This window comes from Bradyrhizobium sp. AZCC 1578 (genome assembly GCF_036924675.1).
GTDB lineage: Bacteria > Pseudomonadota > Alphaproteobacteria > Rhizobiales > Xanthobacteraceae > Bradyrhizobium.
Genome location: NZ_JAZHRZ010000001.1, coordinates 3,126,124 through 3,144,937, shown reverse-complemented (window position 1 = coordinate 3,144,937; position 18,814 = coordinate 3,126,124). Strand labels below are relative to the sequence as shown.

General features: G+C 61.6%; 20 protein-coding genes and 2 pseudogenes. 7 read left to right on the top strand and 15 right to left on the bottom strand.

Annotated features, from left to right (window positions below; genetic code table 11):
• Window positions 1-164: 164 nt before the first annotated feature.
• The 3 genes from V1290_RS15040 to V1290_RS15030 all read right to left on the bottom strand — a co-directional run bounded on the left by V1290_RS15040 (window position 165) and on the right by V1290_RS15030 (window position 1,794).
• On the bottom strand, window positions 165-440 hold the full coding sequence (locus V1290_RS15040; RefSeq protein WP_334365132.1) for a hypothetical protein: 276 nt from the start codon (window positions 438-440) through the stop codon (window positions 165-167).
• A 233-nt stretch (window positions 441-673) separates the two neighbouring features.
• Window positions 674-1,003, bottom strand: coding sequence for a hypothetical protein (locus tag V1290_RS15035; protein ID WP_334365131.1), 330 nt, complete (start codon window positions 1,001-1,003; stop codon window positions 674-676).
• A 2-nt stretch (window positions 1,004-1,005) separates the two neighbouring features.
• The gene (locus V1290_RS15030; RefSeq protein ID WP_334365130.1) at window positions 1,006-1,794 is read right to left on the bottom strand and encodes a mechanosensitive ion channel family protein; all 789 of its coding nucleotides are present in this window, start codon (window positions 1,792-1,794) and stop codon (window positions 1,006-1,008) included.
• Between the two features lie 377 nt (window positions 1,795-2,171).
• Here V1290_RS15030 and V1290_RS15025 point away from each other — a divergent pair.
• The 3 genes and pseudogenes from V1290_RS15025 to V1290_RS15015 all read left to right on the top strand — a co-directional run bounded on the left by V1290_RS15025 (window position 2,172) and on the right by V1290_RS15015 (window position 3,212).
• Window positions 2,172-2,435 (top strand): annotated as a pseudogene (locus tag V1290_RS15025) (hypothetical protein).
• Between the two features lie 121 nt (window positions 2,436-2,556).
• The gene (locus tag V1290_RS15020) at window positions 2,557-2,778 is read left to right on the top strand and encodes a hypothetical protein (protein WP_334365129.1); all 222 of its coding nucleotides are present in this window, start codon (window positions 2,557-2,559) and stop codon (window positions 2,776-2,778) included.
• Between the two features lie 11 nt (window positions 2,779-2,789).
• Window positions 2,790-3,212 carry a hypothetical protein gene (locus V1290_RS15015; RefSeq protein ID WP_334365128.1) on the top strand — a complete coding sequence of 141 codons (423 nt, stop codon included), beginning with the start codon at window positions 2,790-2,792 and terminating at the stop codon, window positions 3,210-3,212.
• 463 nt (window positions 3,213-3,675) lie between these two features.
• Here V1290_RS15015 and V1290_RS15010 read toward each other — a convergent pair whose 3' ends face one another.
• Window positions 3,676-3,921 (bottom strand): hypothetical protein, encoded by a 246-nt coding sequence (locus V1290_RS15010; RefSeq protein WP_334365127.1) that lies wholly within the window; start codon window positions 3,919-3,921, stop codon window positions 3,676-3,678.
• A gap of 418 nt (window positions 3,922-4,339) precedes the next feature.
• Between V1290_RS15010 and V1290_RS15005 the strand changes: the two genes are divergently transcribed.
• Window positions 4,340-4,831, top strand: a complete 492-nt coding sequence (locus V1290_RS15005) for a peptidoglycan-binding domain-containing protein (RefSeq protein ID WP_334365126.1) — start codon at window positions 4,340-4,342, stop codon at window positions 4,829-4,831.
• A 343-nt stretch (window positions 4,832-5,174) separates the two neighbouring features.
• Here the strand turns inward: V1290_RS15005 and V1290_RS15000 are convergent, their stop codons facing one another.
• The 3 genes from V1290_RS15000 to V1290_RS14990 form a co-directional block, all read right to left on the bottom strand.
• The gene (locus V1290_RS15000; RefSeq protein ID WP_334365124.1) at window positions 5,175-5,729 is read right to left on the bottom strand and encodes a thioredoxin family protein; all 555 of its coding nucleotides are present in this window, start codon (window positions 5,727-5,729) and stop codon (window positions 5,175-5,177) included.
• A gap of 236 nt (window positions 5,730-5,965) precedes the next feature.
• On the bottom strand, window positions 5,966-6,208 hold the full coding sequence (locus V1290_RS14995; RefSeq protein WP_442894122.1) for a hypothetical protein: 243 nt from the start codon (window positions 6,206-6,208) through the stop codon (window positions 5,966-5,968).
• Between the two features lie 224 nt (window positions 6,209-6,432).
• On the bottom strand, window positions 6,433-7,983 hold the full coding sequence (locus V1290_RS14990; RefSeq protein WP_334365123.1) for a winged helix-turn-helix domain-containing tetratricopeptide repeat protein: 1,551 nt from the start codon (window positions 7,981-7,983) through the stop codon (window positions 6,433-6,435).
• Window positions 7,984-8,122: 139 nt separating this feature from the next.
• Between V1290_RS14990 and V1290_RS36530 the strand changes: the two genes are divergently transcribed.
• The gene (locus tag V1290_RS36530; protein WP_334411814.1) at window positions 8,123-8,368 is read left to right on the top strand and encodes a DUF1127 domain-containing protein; all 246 of its coding nucleotides are present in this window, start codon (window positions 8,123-8,125) and stop codon (window positions 8,366-8,368) included.
• 52 nt (window positions 8,369-8,420) lie between these two features.
• A complete protein-coding gene (locus V1290_RS14985) occupies window positions 8,421-9,632 on the top strand; it encodes a Crp/Fnr family transcriptional regulator (RefSeq protein WP_334365122.1) in 1,212 nt (403 codons plus the stop codon).
• 143 nt (window positions 9,633-9,775) lie between these two features.
• Here the strand turns inward: V1290_RS14985 and V1290_RS14980 are convergent, their stop codons facing one another.
• On the bottom strand, window positions 9,776-10,708 hold the full coding sequence (locus tag V1290_RS14980) for a hypothetical protein (protein ID WP_334365121.1): 933 nt from the start codon (window positions 10,706-10,708) through the stop codon (window positions 9,776-9,778).
• 279 nt (window positions 10,709-10,987) lie between these two features.
• Here V1290_RS14980 and V1290_RS14975 point away from each other — a divergent pair.
• Window positions 10,988-11,184: pseudogene (locus V1290_RS14975) on the top strand (transposase); the annotation flags it as partial.
• Window positions 11,185-11,385: 201 nt separating this feature from the next.
• Here the strand turns inward: V1290_RS14975 and V1290_RS14970 are convergent.
• From V1290_RS14970 to gap, 7 genes are all read right to left on the bottom strand, one after another.
• Window positions 11,386-12,180 carry an inositol monophosphatase family protein gene (locus tag V1290_RS14970; protein ID WP_334365119.1) on the bottom strand — a complete coding sequence of 265 codons (795 nt, stop codon included), beginning with the start codon at window positions 12,178-12,180 and terminating at the stop codon, window positions 11,386-11,388.
• A gap of 40 nt (window positions 12,181-12,220) precedes the next feature.
• The gene (locus tag V1290_RS14965; RefSeq protein WP_334365118.1) at window positions 12,221-13,366 is read right to left on the bottom strand and encodes a tetratricopeptide repeat protein; all 1,146 of its coding nucleotides are present in this window, start codon (window positions 13,364-13,366) and stop codon (window positions 12,221-12,223) included.
• 9 nt (window positions 13,367-13,375) lie between these two features.
• On the bottom strand, window positions 13,376-14,086 hold the full coding sequence (locus V1290_RS14960) for a thiamine phosphate synthase (RefSeq protein WP_334365116.1): 711 nt from the start codon (window positions 14,084-14,086) through the stop codon (window positions 13,376-13,378).
• A gap of 2 nt (window positions 14,087-14,088) precedes the next feature.
• Window positions 14,089-15,114 (bottom strand): class I fructose-bisphosphate aldolase, encoded by a 1,026-nt coding sequence (locus V1290_RS14955; RefSeq protein ID WP_334365115.1) that lies wholly within the window; start codon window positions 15,112-15,114, stop codon window positions 14,089-14,091.
• A 114-nt stretch (window positions 15,115-15,228) separates the two neighbouring features.
• Window positions 15,229-16,296, bottom strand: a complete 1,068-nt coding sequence (gene fba, locus V1290_RS14950) for a class II fructose-bisphosphate aldolase (RefSeq protein ID WP_334365114.1) — start codon at window positions 16,294-16,296, stop codon at window positions 15,229-15,231.
• 50 nt (window positions 16,297-16,346) lie between these two features.
• Entirely contained in the window at window positions 16,347-17,543 is a 1,197-nt protein-coding gene (locus V1290_RS14945) for a phosphoglycerate kinase (protein ID WP_334365113.1), read from the bottom strand.
• A gap of 129 nt (window positions 17,544-17,672) precedes the next feature.
• The gene (gap, locus tag V1290_RS14940; protein ID WP_334365112.1) at window positions 17,673-18,680 is read right to left on the bottom strand and encodes a type I glyceraldehyde-3-phosphate dehydrogenase; all 1,008 of its coding nucleotides are present in this window, start codon (window positions 18,678-18,680) and stop codon (window positions 17,673-17,675) included.
• Window positions 18,681-18,814: the final 134 nt, after the last annotated feature.

The window sequence follows — 18,814 nt, the reverse complement described above, 5'->3', positions numbered from 1 at the left end:
AGACCCCGCCATGCCCCGATAGCCGACGTGCCGCTGCATAGCAGCGAAACGACGCTATGTGCCGGAAGCGGACAGCCGCGCAGGCCGCGAGCGATCTGGTGCACGACCGCGCAGTCATTCCCTTCGGGTTGCGTTAAGGCAAATAGCGGGGTTTCCGAAATTCCTCATCGATGCATCCACGCCCTCGAAATCGAAAGCAGTGTGTGACCGATGACGCTGAGGAGCGCGGCGATGCCCCATATAGTGAACATGTTCTCTTTGTAGCTTGCAGAAAAGCCAGCGCCTTCGGCGATCACATCGCCGATATACTTCCACCAGCCGGTGAGAGTGCCCGGCAACCCACCAGTCGCATCAGCAGTCGCAAGCATGACTCCCGAGATCACGGGGAGATAGAAGACGAGAACCGCGGATGCGGCGAGAACACGGAAAATGAATCGCATGAGGCCTCCAATGCGCGCAATGATGGCCGCGAACTCACCGAGCGGTTGTCTTCAGTCCCTTTGAGGACAGCATATCGAAACAACGTCCGCTTCGCTTGTACTCATGAATGCGTGCGTAGCTGCCCCTGTACGAGGTTTGAGAGCCAAGGCCGGGCCACCTCACACCATTGGCCCTGTGATTGGAGGCTAGGCCTATGGCGCAGCAGCGAGATCAAGACAGCAGCGCCCTCGGGCTAAATAGCCTCCACCAGCGTCCCAATGAGACGCAACAACTCTTGATGCTCCGGTCCGTCTCCGCCTCGCGCTAAGAATTCCCTGATCTCTAACTTCTCCGTGCGTCCGCCGGAAGAGACGTTGGGCACGTGCACAACAGAAACTCTGTCAGCGTCACAGGCTAGGTACCAGCGTGCCCCGTTCGAGCTGCAGTATAGCTCCCTGGCGGCGGCAGAATGCGAGAAGACGCCGAACTCGTGCATCTTGGCAACAAGGTCGACGGCACCATCGCGTCCAGTGTTCTGCGGAACATGCTCAATCGTCGCCTTCGCGTCTTCCGGTATCATCATGTTCACCTGCTGGACTGGCGCGGCGGTTGGGAAGTACCTGCCGCGTGTTCGCCCAAGCGACGGCCGGCTTCAGCAGCTTCGTCGAGCTTCGACGCGACACCTCGCGACGAGTCGTACCATCGACGGACAATCTCGGCTGCAGTCTCTCGTCCACCGAGCCCGAAGGCCAGACCGAGCGCGAGAGCTGCTGCGCCGACGACAGCCGTGAACAGCGTGTTGGCCAACGTCTGTGCAACACCGATCTGGTTCACGGCTATGACGATGGCGAAGGCCCACACCATGACCTTTGCAATCTTGGCGAGGAGGTCGGGATTGCCCAGGTCGGCCTGTGCCGTGGCGCCTCGGACCAAGTTAGCCAGGGCATTCGCCGCCAAGCCACCGATGACGAGAACGACGATTCCGACGATAAGGTTGGGAATCCACAACAGGAGTTGTCGCAACACGTCCGAAACAGCCGGTAGACCCAAAGCGTCGAACGCAACCACAAGCGCGATCAGCCTGATGAACCATTTCGTCGTGAGGGCAATCGCTCCCGAGGCATCAGTCTCCAGCCCCATGTTATGAACGAAGCCGGTGAACCCCGATTGCGTGGATAGTTCGTTGAAGCGGACTCGCCGAAGCACCGCCGCGATTGCGCTTGCCACTAAGGCCGCGACGAACCAGCCGATAATTAGGATCGCGGCAAATGCAAGGATCTTGGGAATGGCGGCGAAGAATACGGCCATCGCGGCCGCAAGGGATGTGAGCAAAGCCTCGCTCCAATCCCGAATGCTCGTAAACGTCGTATTCATGGTGACTTCCTCCCGGTGAGGGCGCGGACGGCTTCGTCCCCGTCCAGCGCGCGGAACTCACAAAGTCAACACCGTGAACACCGGAAAGGTTCTGACGCTTGCAGTTCTAAGTCAGAACTTTGGGGTGAGACGGGGATTTTGCAGCTGCGAAGGCGGCACCGATCCCATCCCGGCGAGCAGCCGGACCATGCATCGCCGCGCGCGATCGCCGCCTTAGCGGCGCATGTCGGCCAGCATCCGGATGACGCGTTCGCCAGCTTCCACCGTTGAATGGCGCCAGCGGAATTCGGATCGCGATGGATCACGCGCTTGGTCAGAACCGGTCCCCGGAACGGAAGACGGTTCGGTCAGATTGGTCTTCGGCAGGAGCCATTTCGATGCGGATGACGAAGGAACGGCAGCCCGCCATGAGGACGCTGCGGGGCTGGGCCGTCTCCGTGTTGCAGGAAGCCGGAGCGATCCGCGATGCGAGGAGCATGGCTGGATGCAGGCCCGCGCTGATCCCCCATGCCCAAGAGCGCGCTCTCGTCATCGCCCGTCAGGATCCGCCGTCCGGCGTCTCTCCGGAGGCGGCCGTCGCTGAAGTTCGGGACGTCCTGGACTCGCTCGGCGACACCTGCCCGGAGTGTCTGCCAGCCTGATTGCGCTTGCTGCGATCGGCAGACGACCGGCGATTGCGATGGAATGTTCTTCTTGAAAGTCCGTGAGGTCGGTCGGATACTGGAGCAGGTCCTTGCCACCAGCAATCCCAGGAGGACGATCATGCCGATCCAGATCGTGATGGACCGCAGCGGCGACCGCCGTCACCCCTTCAATTCGGATGACGCACAAGAACTGGCGAAAGCGGAGCAGCGGTTCTACGAGCTCACCAATGCCGGCTTCACCGCGGCAGTTAGGACGGGTCCGGGTCAGACCTCGCACCTACGATCGTTCGACCCCACTGCGGAAGAAACTGTCTTCTTCCCCAGGCTGGTCGGCGGGTAACCGGCCCGGCCATGTTCGGCTTTCGACCGTGGCCGCCGGGCGGCCGCTCGCGCATAAGCGCGACGCGAGCCCTCTTCATCAGGCACGGCGCCGAGGGCACGGCGGAGGGCCGCTCGCTGCGGCTCTTGCGAGAATGGTTGTCGCCGGCACAGCGAGAGCAGTTCGCCAGAAAGGGCTACTTCGAGGTCGTCGGAAGCGACAGCGGAAAGCGGTACAGGATCCACGCCGGGGCCTCGGTGAATGTGTGCGAGATCGACAAAAGAGGTCGCCTGCAGGAGGGGCTGTGTTTCATGCCGATCGGCGCTCTGCCGATCGGAGACGTCATGCTTGCCCAGAAGATCGCGCTGGAGACATGCGAGGGCCAGGCGCGCGCCGTGGCCAGGAGGTTCACTCCGAACAATTTCCATTTCAGGCAAAGCCGACCTCTCGGCTGAGAACGCAAATCGGCGTCGTTGCTGTGGCGGAGCCGCTCTATGCCGACTTACGCTGGTGTTTGGCAACCAGGGCGATGTTTATGCCAAGCTTTTTCATGACTTTTTCCTCTGAAGAGACGCTGTTATGCTCCGTGACCCCGCGACGCGCAGGGCTTGGCAGGGACTTGCGGTCTCGGGCCGTCGAGAAGTCTTGGCGCAGGCGGCGGCCGATGCATCCAGTCCGTGCACCCATAAATTTGCCGGGCTGACGCCGCGCCAGAGTCCGCTAGGCCCCGATAGCCGACGTGCCGCTGCATAGCAGCGAAACGACGCTATGGGCCAACAGGTGACATTCGAAACGAAAGAGGCCGCCAACTGAGGCGGCCTTACTTGAACAAGGCGAATGTACCGATGATTGCGGCTACCACTGCTAGCCAGATGACACCGAAGGCGAGCAGGACGACAACGCTCTGCGGTAGTGTAGCTAGTAGCGGTATCCGCCTTTGCACTTGATCTCTTCCTTATACTCGCCGCCGCGCTCCCACTTGCGTTCGATCTTACAGTTTCCTTGGCGGAATTCCTGCTTGTATTCGCGGTCATAACCGTAGGCGCGGTGCCCGCGATCATAGTAGCCCCAGCGGCCTTTGCCGCTCTCGTCTTTCCATGGATCGGCAGCGGCCGGAGCCGCCAGCATTGTGAGTGCGCAGAGCGCGGCGAGTGCGTATTTCATTGCCCATCCTCCTCTGGCGTCTGATCTGGTTACGCTTAGCGCCGTGCGGTTGTTCATTGGCTGAAACCGGCGTTCATGCAGTGTTCATTCGCGCATCGATCTCGCAAAAAATGCTCGCAAAATCAAAGTGGGTCACTCAGTTAATCGGCCTTTACCGGCGGCTTGGGGCCAGAAGCTGACTTCGGCGGCGCTTGCTCTAGACGTCTCTAAGCTGCAAGGGCGATGCGCCGATCCCATGCCCCCCGCGTGCAATGCGGCGTAACAATCGGCGCGAGGCTAGGGAACCGTGTGCCGCGGGCAACAGTTACCTCTGCGACGAAGCGGAGTGGCGCCGTCGGACGTTGATAGTTCAGGACGGCGCGGTGTATCTTTACTTTCTAGACCGAACCATCGGCAGACTTGGGGGCGAAGGAAGGCCATGCGCGCCTTGATCCTGGCATTGTGCATCCTAGCGATCGTCGACAGCGCGCACTTTGCTAAGGCTGGTCTGAGCAGCACGCCTCGCGAAGCGTTGGCCCCCGCCGAAACGGCAATCGCTACCGACGAAGCGACTCAGGAGACCGAGGAACAGATCGGCCTCACCAAGGCAAAGCGTCGTGGAGTGCAACGTGGGCTAACCAAGCTCGGGTTCAAGACCAAGGTCAATGGGAAGTTCGACGAATCGACTCGTGCCGTCATCGCGCGCTGGCAGGAGGAGCACGGCTACCCTACCACTGGCTTCCTCAACGCCGCCCAGCACAGGGTACTAACGGACGCCGCGGCAGAGGCTAGCAAATCCGGCCGTCAAGACCGTCGTCGCGCTGGGAGCCATACTCGCCATTCGCGTGGTGTCGGCGGTCCAATCGGCGCGCTCGGCGGCGCGGTGCACGGCGTTGTGGGGGGTGTGGTGGGCGGACTATTCCGCAGGTGACTCGCCCAGCCTCAAGATAGTTGGAAATACGTCCTAAGCAGCCTAGCACTTTGTAGGACGGCTGTGACGATCGAATCGCCTAGGGCGAACTCAGGGCATGCGCGTGGCTAGGGGCCGGAGCGTTATGTCGGAGATGGGTCCATTTTCCGACCGACTTAGCCGGGTATCTCACCGGTTGATGTCCGTGTTGCCCTGGAAGCAGACCTGAAGCAGAAGGGGCGAAATGCGACTCCGGCAGCCGCCGTTGGGCCCTCGTGATGCCGCTAGTCAAAATCGCACATGTGCAGCAAATGCTGCCGCACGCGGCGGTCTTAGATACGAAACATGGTGACAGGGCTCGGCTTTACTCGTCCTTCCATTTGATCGAGCAGCCAATAGACGCCTTTTGGTCAGCCGGCGCCAGACCGGTGGTCGCAATCGCGCGCATGGCCTCGACAAGCTCTCGGGGCGCCCCCGCGCGAGGCGGAGTTGTGCGGCCTTCGTCGAGCCGGCCGCGATACTTGAGCTTGCGGTCGGCATTGTAACCGAAGAAGTCCGGCGTACAGACCGCTCCATACGCCCGAGCGACTGTCTGGGTCTCGTCGTGGAGATATGGAAACGGGAAATCATGAGCCTTCGCGAAACGCTTCATATTCTCAAATGAGTCTTCGGGATAGCTCGCCGCATCGTTCGAGCAAATCGCCACAAAGCCTATGCTCTCCGTCATCAGCACGCGGGCGTCCGAAACCATGCGGTCGATCACCGCTTTAACATAGGGACAATGGTTGCAGATGAAGACGACGACCGTGCCTTTTTCGCCCGCAACGTCGTCCAGTGCGTAAGTCTTGCCGTCGGTGGCCGGAAGCCGAAACTCCGCCGCAGGCGTATCAAGAACGACTTGAGTAGCTGTTGTCGCCATATCGCACCTCCTTGTGCCCAAATATATGCTGACGGGGGGCACAGTTTCCAAAGCCTGCTCGCCAGTCGCGTCGTTTTGGCCATACGTCAGGCATTTCCGGTCGACCCTTAACAGCCGACATTTGGACGAGCGCGGGATTTCGTCGGTGTGGGCCAAAAGCTGCCATTGCGGATTGACACGATGGCGCCCGTGCATTGCGCGGCACTACTCCTTGCAGGTAGAGTGGGCAATGCGGATCAGTATCGGTAGCCGTAGCGGCCGGGCTTGCACTTCACCTTCTCTTCGTATTCGCCCTTTTTCCACTCGACCTCGCAGCCGCCGGCGGTGCGAAACTTGGATTTGCGCTCCGAGTCGCCCCACCCGGTATCACCGCGCCAGCGGCCCTTACCACTCTCGTCCTTCCAGGGATCAGCGGAGGCAGCACCGGCCGCGAACATCAATGCGGCCGCACATAGTACCGTGCACAAGGACATTTTCATCGCGTTCTCCCGTCGGTGCGGCCGCGACAACAACGCCTACTGCGCGCGGCGGTTCCGCGCCAAGGCCCCATGCATGGTGCGCGTGCCTGCGAGTCAACACCCATATCGAAGCGCAGATGGTTGCGGCCGAAGCCGACGTCCTCAATGTCCGAATCGGGGCCATAACCGGACTCGTGCGCCGCAGAAGAGTGCCGCTATTCAATCACCTCGTGGACATTGGAGAACTACTCGGGCAACCCCGCTTTGCGAAAACCCTCAATCATCAGCTTCGCATTTGTTGATATCCGGCTCCGAGCGATCCACGCCGATATTGTGAAAGCGGGGTCGATCTCAACCGCACGAGCCGCCGCCTCACGGGCCTCAGCGTCGCGTCCGAGATGGGCGAAAGCGGACGCGAGGCAGCGGTACGGTCCTGGATAGCCAGGGTTCTGCCGCAGGGCTTTCTTCCCTGCAACGATGTCCTCGTCAAAGCGACGAAGCTCAATAAAGGCAAATCCCATCCCGGTAAACGCTGTGTATAGTTGCGGGTCTACTGGGCTCATGCGCATGGCACGTTCAAAGCTCCGGATCGCTTCCTCTGGCTGCCCCGCAATCTTATAGACCCAGCCTCTGCAGTGCCACGCGCGATATGAATTTGGGTTGAGCTTAACCGCCCGGTCGGACATCTCGATCTCAGTCTCACAATCGCCGACCAGAAGTGCCGAGATCAAGGCAGCACTTGCCAACGTGTCTGGATCACCATCGTCGAGGCTCAATGCCAAGCGCATGAGCCGAACGGCTTCCTTGCGTTCGAATTGAAGATCGATGGCGTAGTTCCTAACCACGTTTTCCGCGTGACAGGCGCCTGCCAGAGCGGCAGCACCAGCAAGCCCAGGGTCAAGCTCCAAGGCACGCTGGACCAGTCGGAGTGCCTCGGCCAACCCTTCGCGAGTCAATGGGACGGCTTGCTGTATAGCCCGGAGCAAAAGATCATACGCGGTGAGGTCTTCCGGTCGCCGCCGCGTCGCCATTGCAATTTCTGTTTGAAACAACTTTGGCTGAATAGCTGAGACAACGGCGACCGTGATGTCGTCCTGCAGCGCGAAAATTTCTGTCATGTCACGCTCGAACTTGTCCGCCCAAATGTGTGCGCCCGTAGCCGCTTCAATCAACTGGCCCGTGATGCGAACTTTCCCCGACGCCTTGCGCACCGCCCCCTGAAGGACATAGCGCACGCCAAGCCTGCGCCCGACTTCCTTGATGTCGACGGCTTTGCCCTTGAAGGTGAAACTCGAATTTCGAGCGATCACGAACAACCATTTGAACCGCGAAAGCGCGGTAGTGATCTCCTCAACCATCCCGTCCGCAAAGTACTCCTGCTCGGGATCGCCAGACATGTTCGCGAACGGCAGCACGGCGATGGAGGGCCTGTCGGGAACAAGAGCGCTCTCGGGCGCATCGCCCGGATTTGGGCCCGCAACTTCTCGCGCCTCCCGCACCTGTCCGACGAAGCGGAAGCCCTTGCGCGGTAGTGTTTTGATGAAGCGCTGTTCCTCGCCGGAATCGCCGATTGCACCCCGGGCGGCATTCAGGCGGGTCGTCAGCGCCGCGTCAGAGACGCTGCGCCCATTCCAAATGGCTTTGATGAGGTCGTCCTTGCTGACAACCCGCTCCCTGTTGCGGATCAGGTAAGCGAGCAGGTCAAAAACCTGCGGTGTGATCGACACCGCATCGGTCCCCCGATGCAGCTCGCGCCGGTCGGTGTCGAATGCGCATTCCTCGAAAAGATAGCGCAAGCTGCCATTCCTTCTCGGTGGCGCCTCTGTACTAGCGCATGAAGAGTAAGCCGCCGGTAAGAGAAATGTAAGCCACCAGTTAAGCCCGCCCGCGCATCTTGCGGCAACTTCTGCCTAGTGAACAGTCCAGACAGGACACATGCTAATGAGCACGATCCGCGAGACCACTGAGCTGGGGCCGGTAACCGCAAGGCGGCAGGCGTACAGTCCTCTCGAAACATATTGGAATGCATTTCAGGAGTGGCGCAAACGCCGGAGATTACTGGCCAACTTGTGCGACTTAAGTGACAGGGAGCTTATGGATATCGGTATTACGCGCGGCGAAATCGACTACGTCGCCTCGCACCGAGATTGCGATCCGCGAGGCATCCTATCCGGTAAATGAATGTCGATATCTGGCAGCGGTGGACGGTCGGAATGGTCACTACCGAGGCGTCGTGGCGCAGACGCTGACTTCCGATATGGGTCAAACTCAGAAGTCTGAGTGCGCAACTGGGAAGCCCGCTTTGCCCTCAACAACGGGCATCGTCAGCCAAACCCTGTCAGGTCCGAAAAGTGCCAGACTCGGAAGTTCCCGATTTTTGCGACACTATTGCCCTGCACTTGCGAAAGCCGCCTGGGAGCCGGCATTACCTCTCTTCAGCTCAGGGCAGATGCAACGGCAAAGCGAACTAGAGAGCGGGCAATTGCCGAATTCACCGCCCGAGGTAAAATCGATCGATTGCACCGAGACCGCTGGTAATCTTACTCAAACGGTCGTTATCCGACTTCAATTATCAGTATCCGGGATATCCGACGAATACCGACGGCTTTGCGCGGAGGATGATCCGATGGAGTCCAGCAGTGCGGATTCTTCAACGATACTAGACCGCATTCTTGATGCGGCGGCGGACAATCTCAGGATCGCAAAGATTCTGGTTCAGATGGGTCTCGATCCGAACAACATCACCTACGACGCACTATTCAACCGGCTGCTGGAAATTGTGCTGGCCAACATCACGCTTGCCAATATGTTCGCCCTGGTTGGCGCCATCTTTCTTGTCGCTACCTTGCTGATGCATACAATGGTGCCGCTGCGCGTCGCGAACATGGCCGGCTGTACATTCTTCGTCGCCTTTGGCGCGCTCTCCGGAAACGTCGGGACTTTTATCCTGTATCTGCTGTTGCTGCCGATCAATGCAATTCGCCTCCGCCAGATGCTCAATCTGATCAAGAGGGCACGCATCGCGACGGAGGGCGATACCTCGTTGGAATGGCTCAAACCGTTCATGACCGAGCGCAAATATCGCAGCGGCGATAAATTGTTCAAGAAAGATGATGCGGCCACCGAGATGTTCCTGACGGTCACTGGAAAGTTCCTGGTCACGGAGATCAGCGTCGAAATTCCGCCGGGACGTCTCATGGGCGAACTTGGCTTCCTTACTCCCAATAAACGGCGAACCGCGACCGTCGAATGCATAGAAGACGGACAAGTCCTGACCATAACTTATGAAAGGCTGCTCGAAATCTACTTTCAAAATCCGCAATTCGGCTATTACTTTCTCGTCCTGACCAGCCAGCGCCTGCTGGAAAACATCTCGCGGCTCGAAGGAATTATCGCACAAGAGAAAGCCGCGCGGCAGACTCTAGCTACGGATGACATAGCTTAACCTTTGGCTCTTGATGTCCCGCACTTTTGGTAACAGGACATCCCGACGCAGTGCGGGTCTCGCGAGGCAACAATTTCCGGTTCGGGTCATTCGCGTCGATTCCGCGATGGCCACGCGGAGTCCGGTTCAGCCCAATGATCATCTCAGCGTTCGTCGCTTGCTCCTGAGGCTTGCCGTTCCTTCGCTTCGTAGTATTCGGCAGAGAACTGAATTGACCATCTCGAGAAGAACGAACGCAATTTCTGAGTGGGCCTTTCGACGCCGAAATGTTCGGCGACATGCGCGTTGCCCAGCCACCTTACCGCCGATGCGAGGCCGGCGGTGCGCTCGAGCCTTTCAACCGCCGCGACGCCGGCGGTATCTGCCTGCCGATAGCGAAAACCGACCTTTTTGATCACATACAGGCGCTTGATGGTTTCATAGCTCTTGAATACGCGCTGAACGAACGGATGTTTCTTGGCCTGTGGCCAGGCGGCCGGGTACACCGGCAGCACCAAAAGCTTGCTCTTGGCGATGACCGTTGCCAGCGGATGCAAGAGTTGCATCCAAGCCGGCCAGGACGTGACCTTGGCAAACAATATCGCGTGCATTGCCGTTGCAGCCCCGAAAGAGATCGGGAGCCAAAGTACCGCACCCAGGATCACGAGCAATGCGGTGTTCGGAGTGAGATGTCGGCATTTTCGGAACACCCATGCCATGCCGCTTTCAAAGGCAATGTACACAGCATGTTCGAACGCCCGATAGCTGATTTTCCGCCGGAGCCACCACCAGTTCCGGCGGATCGATAGACTCCACTGTCGACGTTTCGTCTCGGAAAGGGGAAGGAAGCGCAACGCGCCGTTTATGACAGTAACGATGACATTGCCAAGAACCCTGGCCGCGAAGAGCGGAAGCCAAACAATCTGCATTGCTAAAGGGAAGGCGTAGTCGAGCAGCCGCATCAAGATCGAAAGAATGAAACGCAGGATTTTGTTTGCAGCGAGCGCGACAAAAACAAGTGGGATGATTATCACATCGTCGAGGGCACCGCGGAAGCGGCCTTCCTCGGTCCATGCCAGGTTATGATCATGGGTCACGGTGCAACGGCTCCGGGCCGAAGACAGGGGATCGTGCCGGCTCAAGGTAGCACACTGTAAGGGCCAGGGGATGGCCTCAGCTACCGTTCGTTGAGCGACTCCTGATGTCCGCAACGGGTCGATCGCAACACGGGCGACCCAGCGGCAAGTCCGGCCATGTCGGCTATGCCTCCGAAAGCGGAAGTAAATTCAGAGCATTGGCGGTTTCGCTAGGGGCCGGGGCGGATTGATGGCGCTACCTTGGACGTCATTCAAGCTTCGAAACCGAAGCCTCGAATCATGCGCTACGAATTCAGCGAACATGAGTGGACCGCCATTAAGCCGATATTGCCGAACAAGCCGCGCGGCGTTCGGCGAGTAGATGGCCGCCGCGTGCTCGATGGCATCGTTGGGTCCTGCGTTCAGGTGCGCCATGGCGCGACATGCCCGCGACCTATGGCCCCCGCACGACTTGTTATAATCGCTACCATCGGTGGATGATGGTCTTGTCTCGCTGATTTGCCCGACGTGTCAAATGCTACTTCGGCACTCGACGAGTGCCGGCTACTGTGCATGGGGTTGTTTTCAATATTTTTGGCTGGGAGCGCCGAGGCTCCTCCGTGTGCTTCCGCCGCCTCCGGAAGGCTGCATCACCCGATCGCGGATGAAGCGACGGCGCGCGGCTTGGAACCGTCGCCCTATTTTCCCAGCGGCCCGAGTATCTTCACCAATTCGCCGTGCACGAACTCGTTGCCGCAGACCACGTGCCCGGTCTTCAGCGCATCGTCATTGCCGCCGATATCAGAGATCGTGCCGCCTGCTTCCCGCACCATGATCTGCCCTGCTGCGACATCCCACGGCGACAGGTTGCGTTCCCAGTAGCCGTCGAGGCGGCCAGCGGCGACGAAGGCGAGGTCGAGCGAGGCGGCGCCGAAGCGGCGGAAGCCGGCGACCTTGTTCTGCAGCGCGGCCATTTCCTTCAGCGCCAGCGCATGGTCGCCGCGGCCGATATGCGGCAGGCCGCAGGCGACGACGCATTCGTTGAGCTGGCGGCGGCCGGCGACGCGCAGCCGCTGGTCGTTGAGGAACGCGCCCTTGCCGCGCTCCGCGATGTACAACTCGTCATTGGCCGGGTTGTAGATCACGCCGGCAATGACGGTGTCTTCGCGCCGCAGGCCGATCGAGATCGCGAACTGCGGAATGCCGTGCAGGAAGTTGGTGGTGCCGTCGAGCGGATCGACGATCCAGGTGTGGGTCTTGTCGGCGCCCTCGCGCGTGCCGCCTTCCTCGCCGATGAAGCCGTAGCCGGGCCGTGCCTTGGCGAGGTCCTCGTACAGCATTTCCTCGGCGCGCTTGTCGGCCTTGGTGACGAAGTTCGCCGGCCCCTTCAGCGACACCTGCAGATGCTCGATCTCGCCGAGGTCGCGCTTGAGGCTGCGGCCGGCGCGACGCGCGGCTTTCACCATGACGTTGATAAGGGCTGAATACAGCATGATGCGAGCGCTTATAGTGAGAGGGAACGGCGCAATGCCGTCAGGGTTTAGGGACTGGGTGCCCTGCTGATATGCCGCCGTCAAGGCGTGATTTGTCGGCGGTACCGGTCCATTTCCGCGCCGCCGCCTCTACCTTGGCGCGATCCTCGGGATTGAGCTCCGAGAGCCTCTCATCCAGTTCGGGATCGCCCTTGCCGGCGGTCTTGGCGACAAGGTGCCACTTCAGGCCTTCGATCTTGTCCATCTGCACCCCCAAGCCGCTCACGAGCACGCGGGCGAGGCGGTTCTGCGCGATCGGCGAGTTCTGCCGCGCTGCCTTCCGCAACAGCGCGACCGCCGCAACCTGGTTCCTCGGCGTGCCGGTGCCGTTGAACAGCGCGATCGCGTACTCGACCTCGGCGTCGACATTGTCGGCTAGCGATGCCGCCTGCAGCAGCCGCACCGCCTTGTCGATGTCCTTCGGCACGCCGGTGCCCTCCTTGTAGAAGGTAGCTAACGCGTATTGTGCTTCCGGACTGCCTGCGTCGGCTGCAACGCGCAGCAGTTCGGCAGCGCGCCGGACATCCTGCGGCAGCGTGTTGCCGTCGAGGTAGAGCAGCGCCAGATTGTAGGCCGCCTTCGGGTTGCCGAGCTTGGCCGCGGAGGCCAGGAGCTTGACGGCCTGCTCCCGATTGGTAGACCCGCCGCGGCCGGACAGCCGCATCATAGCGAGCGCGAACATGCCCTCGCGGTCGCCGGCATCGGCCGCACGCTGGTACCAATCAGCGGCCTTCGCATAGTCGCGCTTGATGCCGAGCCCGTTGGCGTAGAGCTCGCCCAGCATCGTCATCGCCTTTGGGTCGCCGTTATATTGCGCGCGCGTCGTCGCGAGATCGAACGCCGTCTTGTACATGCCGCGCTGGTAGGCGCCGTAGACGAGATCGACGTTGGGATCCTCGAAGGCCGCCGTGGGCGAGGGGGCGGGCGTGGGCGTTGCCGCCGGTTTGGGTGCTGCCGCTGGCTTCGGCGGCGCGGCGGGCTGCTTCGCCGCAGGCGGAGCTTTTGGCTTGGGCGGCGCTTCCTTTTTCGCCGGCGGCGGGCTGGCGGGCGGCTGCGCGGCAGGCGGCGTCAGCGAGACCTGCGCGGAGGCGCCGGCCATCGTCATCAAGAGGCCCGCAAGCAGCGATATGGGACGCAGGAGTTTCATTATCCGGCGTTATCCGTGCCCGGCCTTATCCGTGCCGGACTTATCGGTACCAGCTCTGGCTTTTCCGAACGCCGCTTCGTACGCTTGCGCGATTACCTGCGCGGCGTCGATCAGCGCCGCCTTGGCGCCGCGCGGGTCGGCCCAGATGAAATCGCCGACCAGCACGAAATCGGCGCCGGCAGCCGCAAATTCGAAAAGCTCCTCGCGCGAGGCGGCAAAGCCGACGCAGGGCGGCTCGAACAGTTCATCCCACCATTGCAGGCGTTCGGCAATCGCTTCAGTCGATGGCCGCTGGCCCTTGGCATCGGGCTCGCCGAACAGCACGTAGTCGGCGCCCGCTTCGCCCGCGGCCATCGAATCGTGCCGCGTGGCAAGGCCGCCGATGCCGGCGATGCGGTCCGGCTTCAGCGACGGCCAGGCGTCTTCCAGCGCGGCGAGGCCGGTCAGATGCGCACCGTCGGCGCCAGCACGCGCCACCAACTCGACATGGCCGTCGAGCAACAGCGCCGCGCCGCCATTCTGGATCGCGGGCGCGAGTGCTTTCACGCGCGCGATCATCGTGCGCTGGTCGGTCTGCTTCAGCCGCAGCAGCACCGCCGCGACGTCGGCCGCGGCCAACAGCTCCGGAAGCTGGTTTGCGAGCTGCGATGGATCGTCCACCTCGGGCGTCGCGAGATAGAGGCGCGGCGCCGGGCGCGGCGGAACGGGTTTGTTGGACAAGTCTAGGCGACCTTCTTTTCCTGGCCGGTGTCCCACTCGCCCTTGCTCGCCAGCGCGTTCATCCGCGCACGGTGTGTGAACGCGCGCTGGCCTGCGGCGACGTTCTCGGCCTTACCCGACCACGCCTTCTGCGGCGCCGCCTGCAGCGCCCGGCCATAGGAGAAGGTCAGCCGCCAGGGCAGGCCGCCGATCCGGTTCATGGCATTCAGATGCGCGGTCGCTTCCTCATCGGATTGTCCGCCAGAGAGGAAGGCGATGCCGGGCACGGCCGCGGGAACGCACGCCTTCAGGAGACGGACGGTTTTCTCCGCAACTTCCTCGACGGAAGCCTGCTTTCCGCACTTCTTGCCTGAAATGGCCATGTTGGGCTTCAGCACCATGCCCTCGAGCTCGACACGCTGGACCCGCAATTCCTGGAATGTCTTGTTCAGCACACGCTGGGTCACGTCGTAGCAGCGGTCGATATCGTGATCGCCGTCCATCAGCACTTCCGGTTCGACGATCGGCACGATCTGCGCCGTCTGGCACAGCGCGGCGTAGCGCGCCATCGCATGCGCGTTGACCTGGATCGCCGTCTGCGTGGGGATGCCGCTGCCGATATCGATCACTGCACGCCACTTGGCGAAGCGCGCGCCGCGCTCGTAATATTTCTTCAGGCGCTCGGCGAGCTTGTCGAGGCCGACGGTCACCAGTTCGCCCGGACAGTGCGGCAGCGCTTGCGTTCCTTCATCGACCTTGATGCCGGGGATGGCGCCGGACTGCTCGATCAGCTTGACCAGCGGCGTGCCGTCCTTGGCGTTCTGCCAGATGGTTTCGTCGTAGAGGATGACGCCCGAGACGTACTTGCTCATCGCCTCGGTGGAGCGGAACAGCATTTCACGGTAGTCGCGGCGGTTCTCCTCCGTGGATTCGACCTTGATGGCGTCAAAACGCTTCTTGATCGTGCCCGAGGATTCGTCGGCGGCGAGAATGCCCTTGCCTGGGGTGACCATGGCGAGGGCAACCTTGTTGAGGTCAGCAAGATTCATGGGAACGTTCTCCGAAAACATCATGCCCTTGCGCACCAAAATAGGCGGTTCTCGGGCAATTGCCTAGAAAACGTTCGTCGCACCCCGGGTGTTTGCAAGGCGCGGGGCGCCGGCTCAGGCGACCCGCGGGTCCAGTTCACCCTTGCCGTACCGCTTGGCCATTTCGGCCGTCGTCAGTACCTTCTTGATCTTGCTGGCCTGGCCTGCGGTATTGAATTCCTGCAGCCGCTGCTTGCACAGCTTGGCCATCGCTTCCATCGCGGGCTTGAGATATTTGCGCGGGTCGAACTCTTCAGGATTCTCCTTGAAGACTTTGCGGATCTGCCCGGTCATCGCCATGCGGTTGTCGGTATCGATGTTGATCTTGCGCACGCCGTTCTTGATGCCGCGCTGAATCTCGGATACCGGCACACCCCAGGTCGGCTTCATCTTGCCGCCATTGGCATTGATGATTTCCTGCAGGTCCTGCGGTACCGAGGACGAGCCGTGCATCACCAGATGCGTGTTCGGCAGCTTGCGATGGATTTCCTCGATCACGTTCATGGCGAGGATGTCGCCGTCCGGCTTGCGCGTGAACTTGTAGGCGCCGTGCGACGTGCCCATCGCGATCGCCAGCGCGTCGACCTTGGTCTCCTTGACGAACTTCACGGCTTCGTCGGGGTTGGTGAGCAACTGGTCGTGCGAGAGCTTGCCCTCGGCGCCATGGCCGTCCTCCTTGTCGCCCATGCCGGTCTCCAGCGAGCCGAGCACGCCGAGCTCGCCTTCCACCGAGATGCCGCCGAGATGGGCCATGTCGGTGACCGTCTTGGTCACGCCGACATTGTAGTCCCAATCCCCGGGGGTCTTGCCGTCGGCCTTGAGCGAGCCGTCCATCATGACCGAGGTGAAGCCGGCCTGGATCGCGGTCATGCAGGTCGCGGGCTCGTTACCGTGGTCGAGATGCACGCAGACCGGGATCTGCGGATAGATTTCGGTGACCGCGTCCATCATGTGCCTGAGCATCACGTCATTGGCATAGGAGCGCGCGCCGCGCGAGGCCTGGATGATGACGGGCGCGTCGACCGAGGAGGCAGCCTCCATGATGGCGAGCGCCTGCTCCATGTTGTTGATGTTGAACGCCGGCACACCGTAATCGTGCTCTGCCGCATGATCGAGCAGTTGACGCAAGGTAATGCGAGCCATTCAAATTCTCCTGTATTTGCCGCGCCTTCGGCGCTTCATTGAGTCCAGGTCTAACGCAGTTTGAGAACTTCGACGCCAGGAAGCGGTTTGCCTTCCATCCATTCGAGAAACGCGCCGCCGGCCGTCGAGACGTAGGAAAAATCATCGGCCACGCCGGCCTGATTCAGCGCCGCGACCGTGTCGCCGCCGCCGGCGACCGAGATCAGTTTCTTCGCCTTGGTGCGCTCCGCTGCGTGCTTGGCCGCAACCACCGTGCCGCGGTCGAACGGTGTCATTTCGAACGCGCCGAGCGGGCCGTTCCAGACCAGCGTCGCGGCGTCGTCGATCGCGGCGTGAATCCGCGCGATCGATTGCGGCCCGACGTCGAGGATCATGCCGTCGGCCGGGATAGCGTCGAGACCATAGGCGTGCGAGGGCGAGTTGGCGGCGAAGTGATAGGCGACCACGGCATCGACGGGGAGGATGATGGCGCAGTTCGCAGCGGTGGCTTTTTCCAGGATACGCAGCGCGGTTGCGGCGAGGTCTTTTTCCGCCAGCGACTTGCCGACGCCGACGCCCTGCGCGTGCAGGAAGGTGTTGGCCATGCCGCCGCCGATCACCAGCGCATCGACTTTGGTAACGAGATTTTCGAGCAGGTCGATCTTGGTGGAGACTTTTGCGCCGCCAATGATCGCGATAACCGGCTTGGTCGGCGCTTCCAGTGCTTTGCCCAGCGCGTCGAGTTCGGCCTGCATGGTGCGGCCGGCGTAGGCGGGCAGCTTGTGGCCAAGACCTTCGGTCGTAGCGTGCGCGCGGTGCGCCGCCGAAAAGGCGTCGTTGACCCAGATGTCGCCGAGCTTTGCCAGTTCGGCTACGAACGCCGGATCGTTTTTCTCTTCCTCTTTATGGAAACGGGTGTTTTCCAGGCAGAGGATATCGCCGTCCTTCATGGCGCCGACGGCCTTGGCGGCAGCCTCGCCGATGCAGTCGTCGGCAAACGCAACCGGCTTCTTGATGACGTGGCTGAGCGCTGCCGCGACGGGTTTCAGCGAATCCTTGGCGTCGCGCCCCTTCGGGCGGCCGAAATGGGCGAGCAGGATCACCTTGCCGCCCTTGTCGGAAATTTCGGTGATGGTCGGCGCGACGCGCTCGAGCCTGGTCGCGTCGGTGACGCGGCCGTTCTCCATGGGCACGTTGAGGTCGACGCGCAGCAGCACGCGCTTGCCCTTCACGTCGACGTCATCGAGGGTGCGGAATGTTTTCGGCATTTGCGCTCTCTTGTCCCGGGCGCACTGCGGCGCCAAGCGCCGCTGTGCAGAACCGGGACCTCTACGCTGGAGTGGGTCCCGGCTCTGCGTCGCACCACTTCGTGCCGCGCCGCGTCCGGGACACGAGACTTACAGCAGCTTCCCCATCGCCACGGCGGTGTCCGCCATGCGGTTGGAGAAACCCCATTCATTGTCGTACCAGGACATCACGCGCACCAGCGTGCCGTTCTGCACCTTGGTCTGGTCCTCGTGCAACGTCGACGAGTGGGGATCGTGGTTGAAGTCGATCGAGACATTCGGCGCGGTGGTGTAGCCAAGGATGCCCTTGAGCTGCTGCTCGGAGGCGCGCTTCATCGCCGCGTTGATTTCCTTGGCATCGGTTGCGCGCTTGGCGACGATCTTGAGATCGACCACCGAGACGTTTGGGGTCGGCACGCGGATCGCGACGCCGTCGAGCTTGCCCTTCAGTTCGGGGAGCACGAGGCCGATCGCCTTCGCCGCACCGGTCGAGGTCGGGATCATTGACATCGCCGCCGCACGGCCGCGATAGAGATCCTTGTGCAGGGTGTCGAGCGTCGGCTGGTCGCCGGTGTAAGCGTGGATCGTGGTCATGAAGCCGGTCTCGATGCCGACGGTGTCGTTCAAGACCTTGGCGAGCGGCGCCAGGCAGTTGGTGGTGCAGGAGCCGTTGGAGACGACCAGGTGATCCTTGGTCAGCGTGTCATGGTTGACGCCGTAGACGATGGTGGCGTCGGCGTTGTCGGCGGGCGCCGAGACCAGCACGCGCTTGGCGCCGGCGGTCAGGTGTGCGGAGGCCTTGTCCTTGGCCGTGAAGATGCCGGTGCATTCCAGCGCAATGTCGACGCCGAGCGCCTTCCACGGCAGCTTCGACGGGTCGCGCTCGGCGGAAACCTTGATCTTGCCGTTGCCGAGGCTGATCGAGTCGCCGTCGACGGTCACGGTGCCGGGGAAACGGCCATGCACGGAATCGAAACGCAGCAGGTGGGCGTTGGTCTCGACCGGGCCGAGATCGTTGATGCCGACCACTTCGATATCCTTGCGGCCGGATTCTGCGATGGCGCGCAAGATATTGCGGCCGATGCGGCCAAATCCGTTGATCCCGATGCGGACTGCCATGCTGGTTTCTCCTCTGATAGCCGGTGCCCGCCCCGCGAAGACGTTCCACGGAGGTGCTGACGGCGGAACGCCCGGTTCGGCCGGGCGGGAACGGTCAATATGGGGGTTTAGGTAGTCCTTTTTCCCCCACAGCT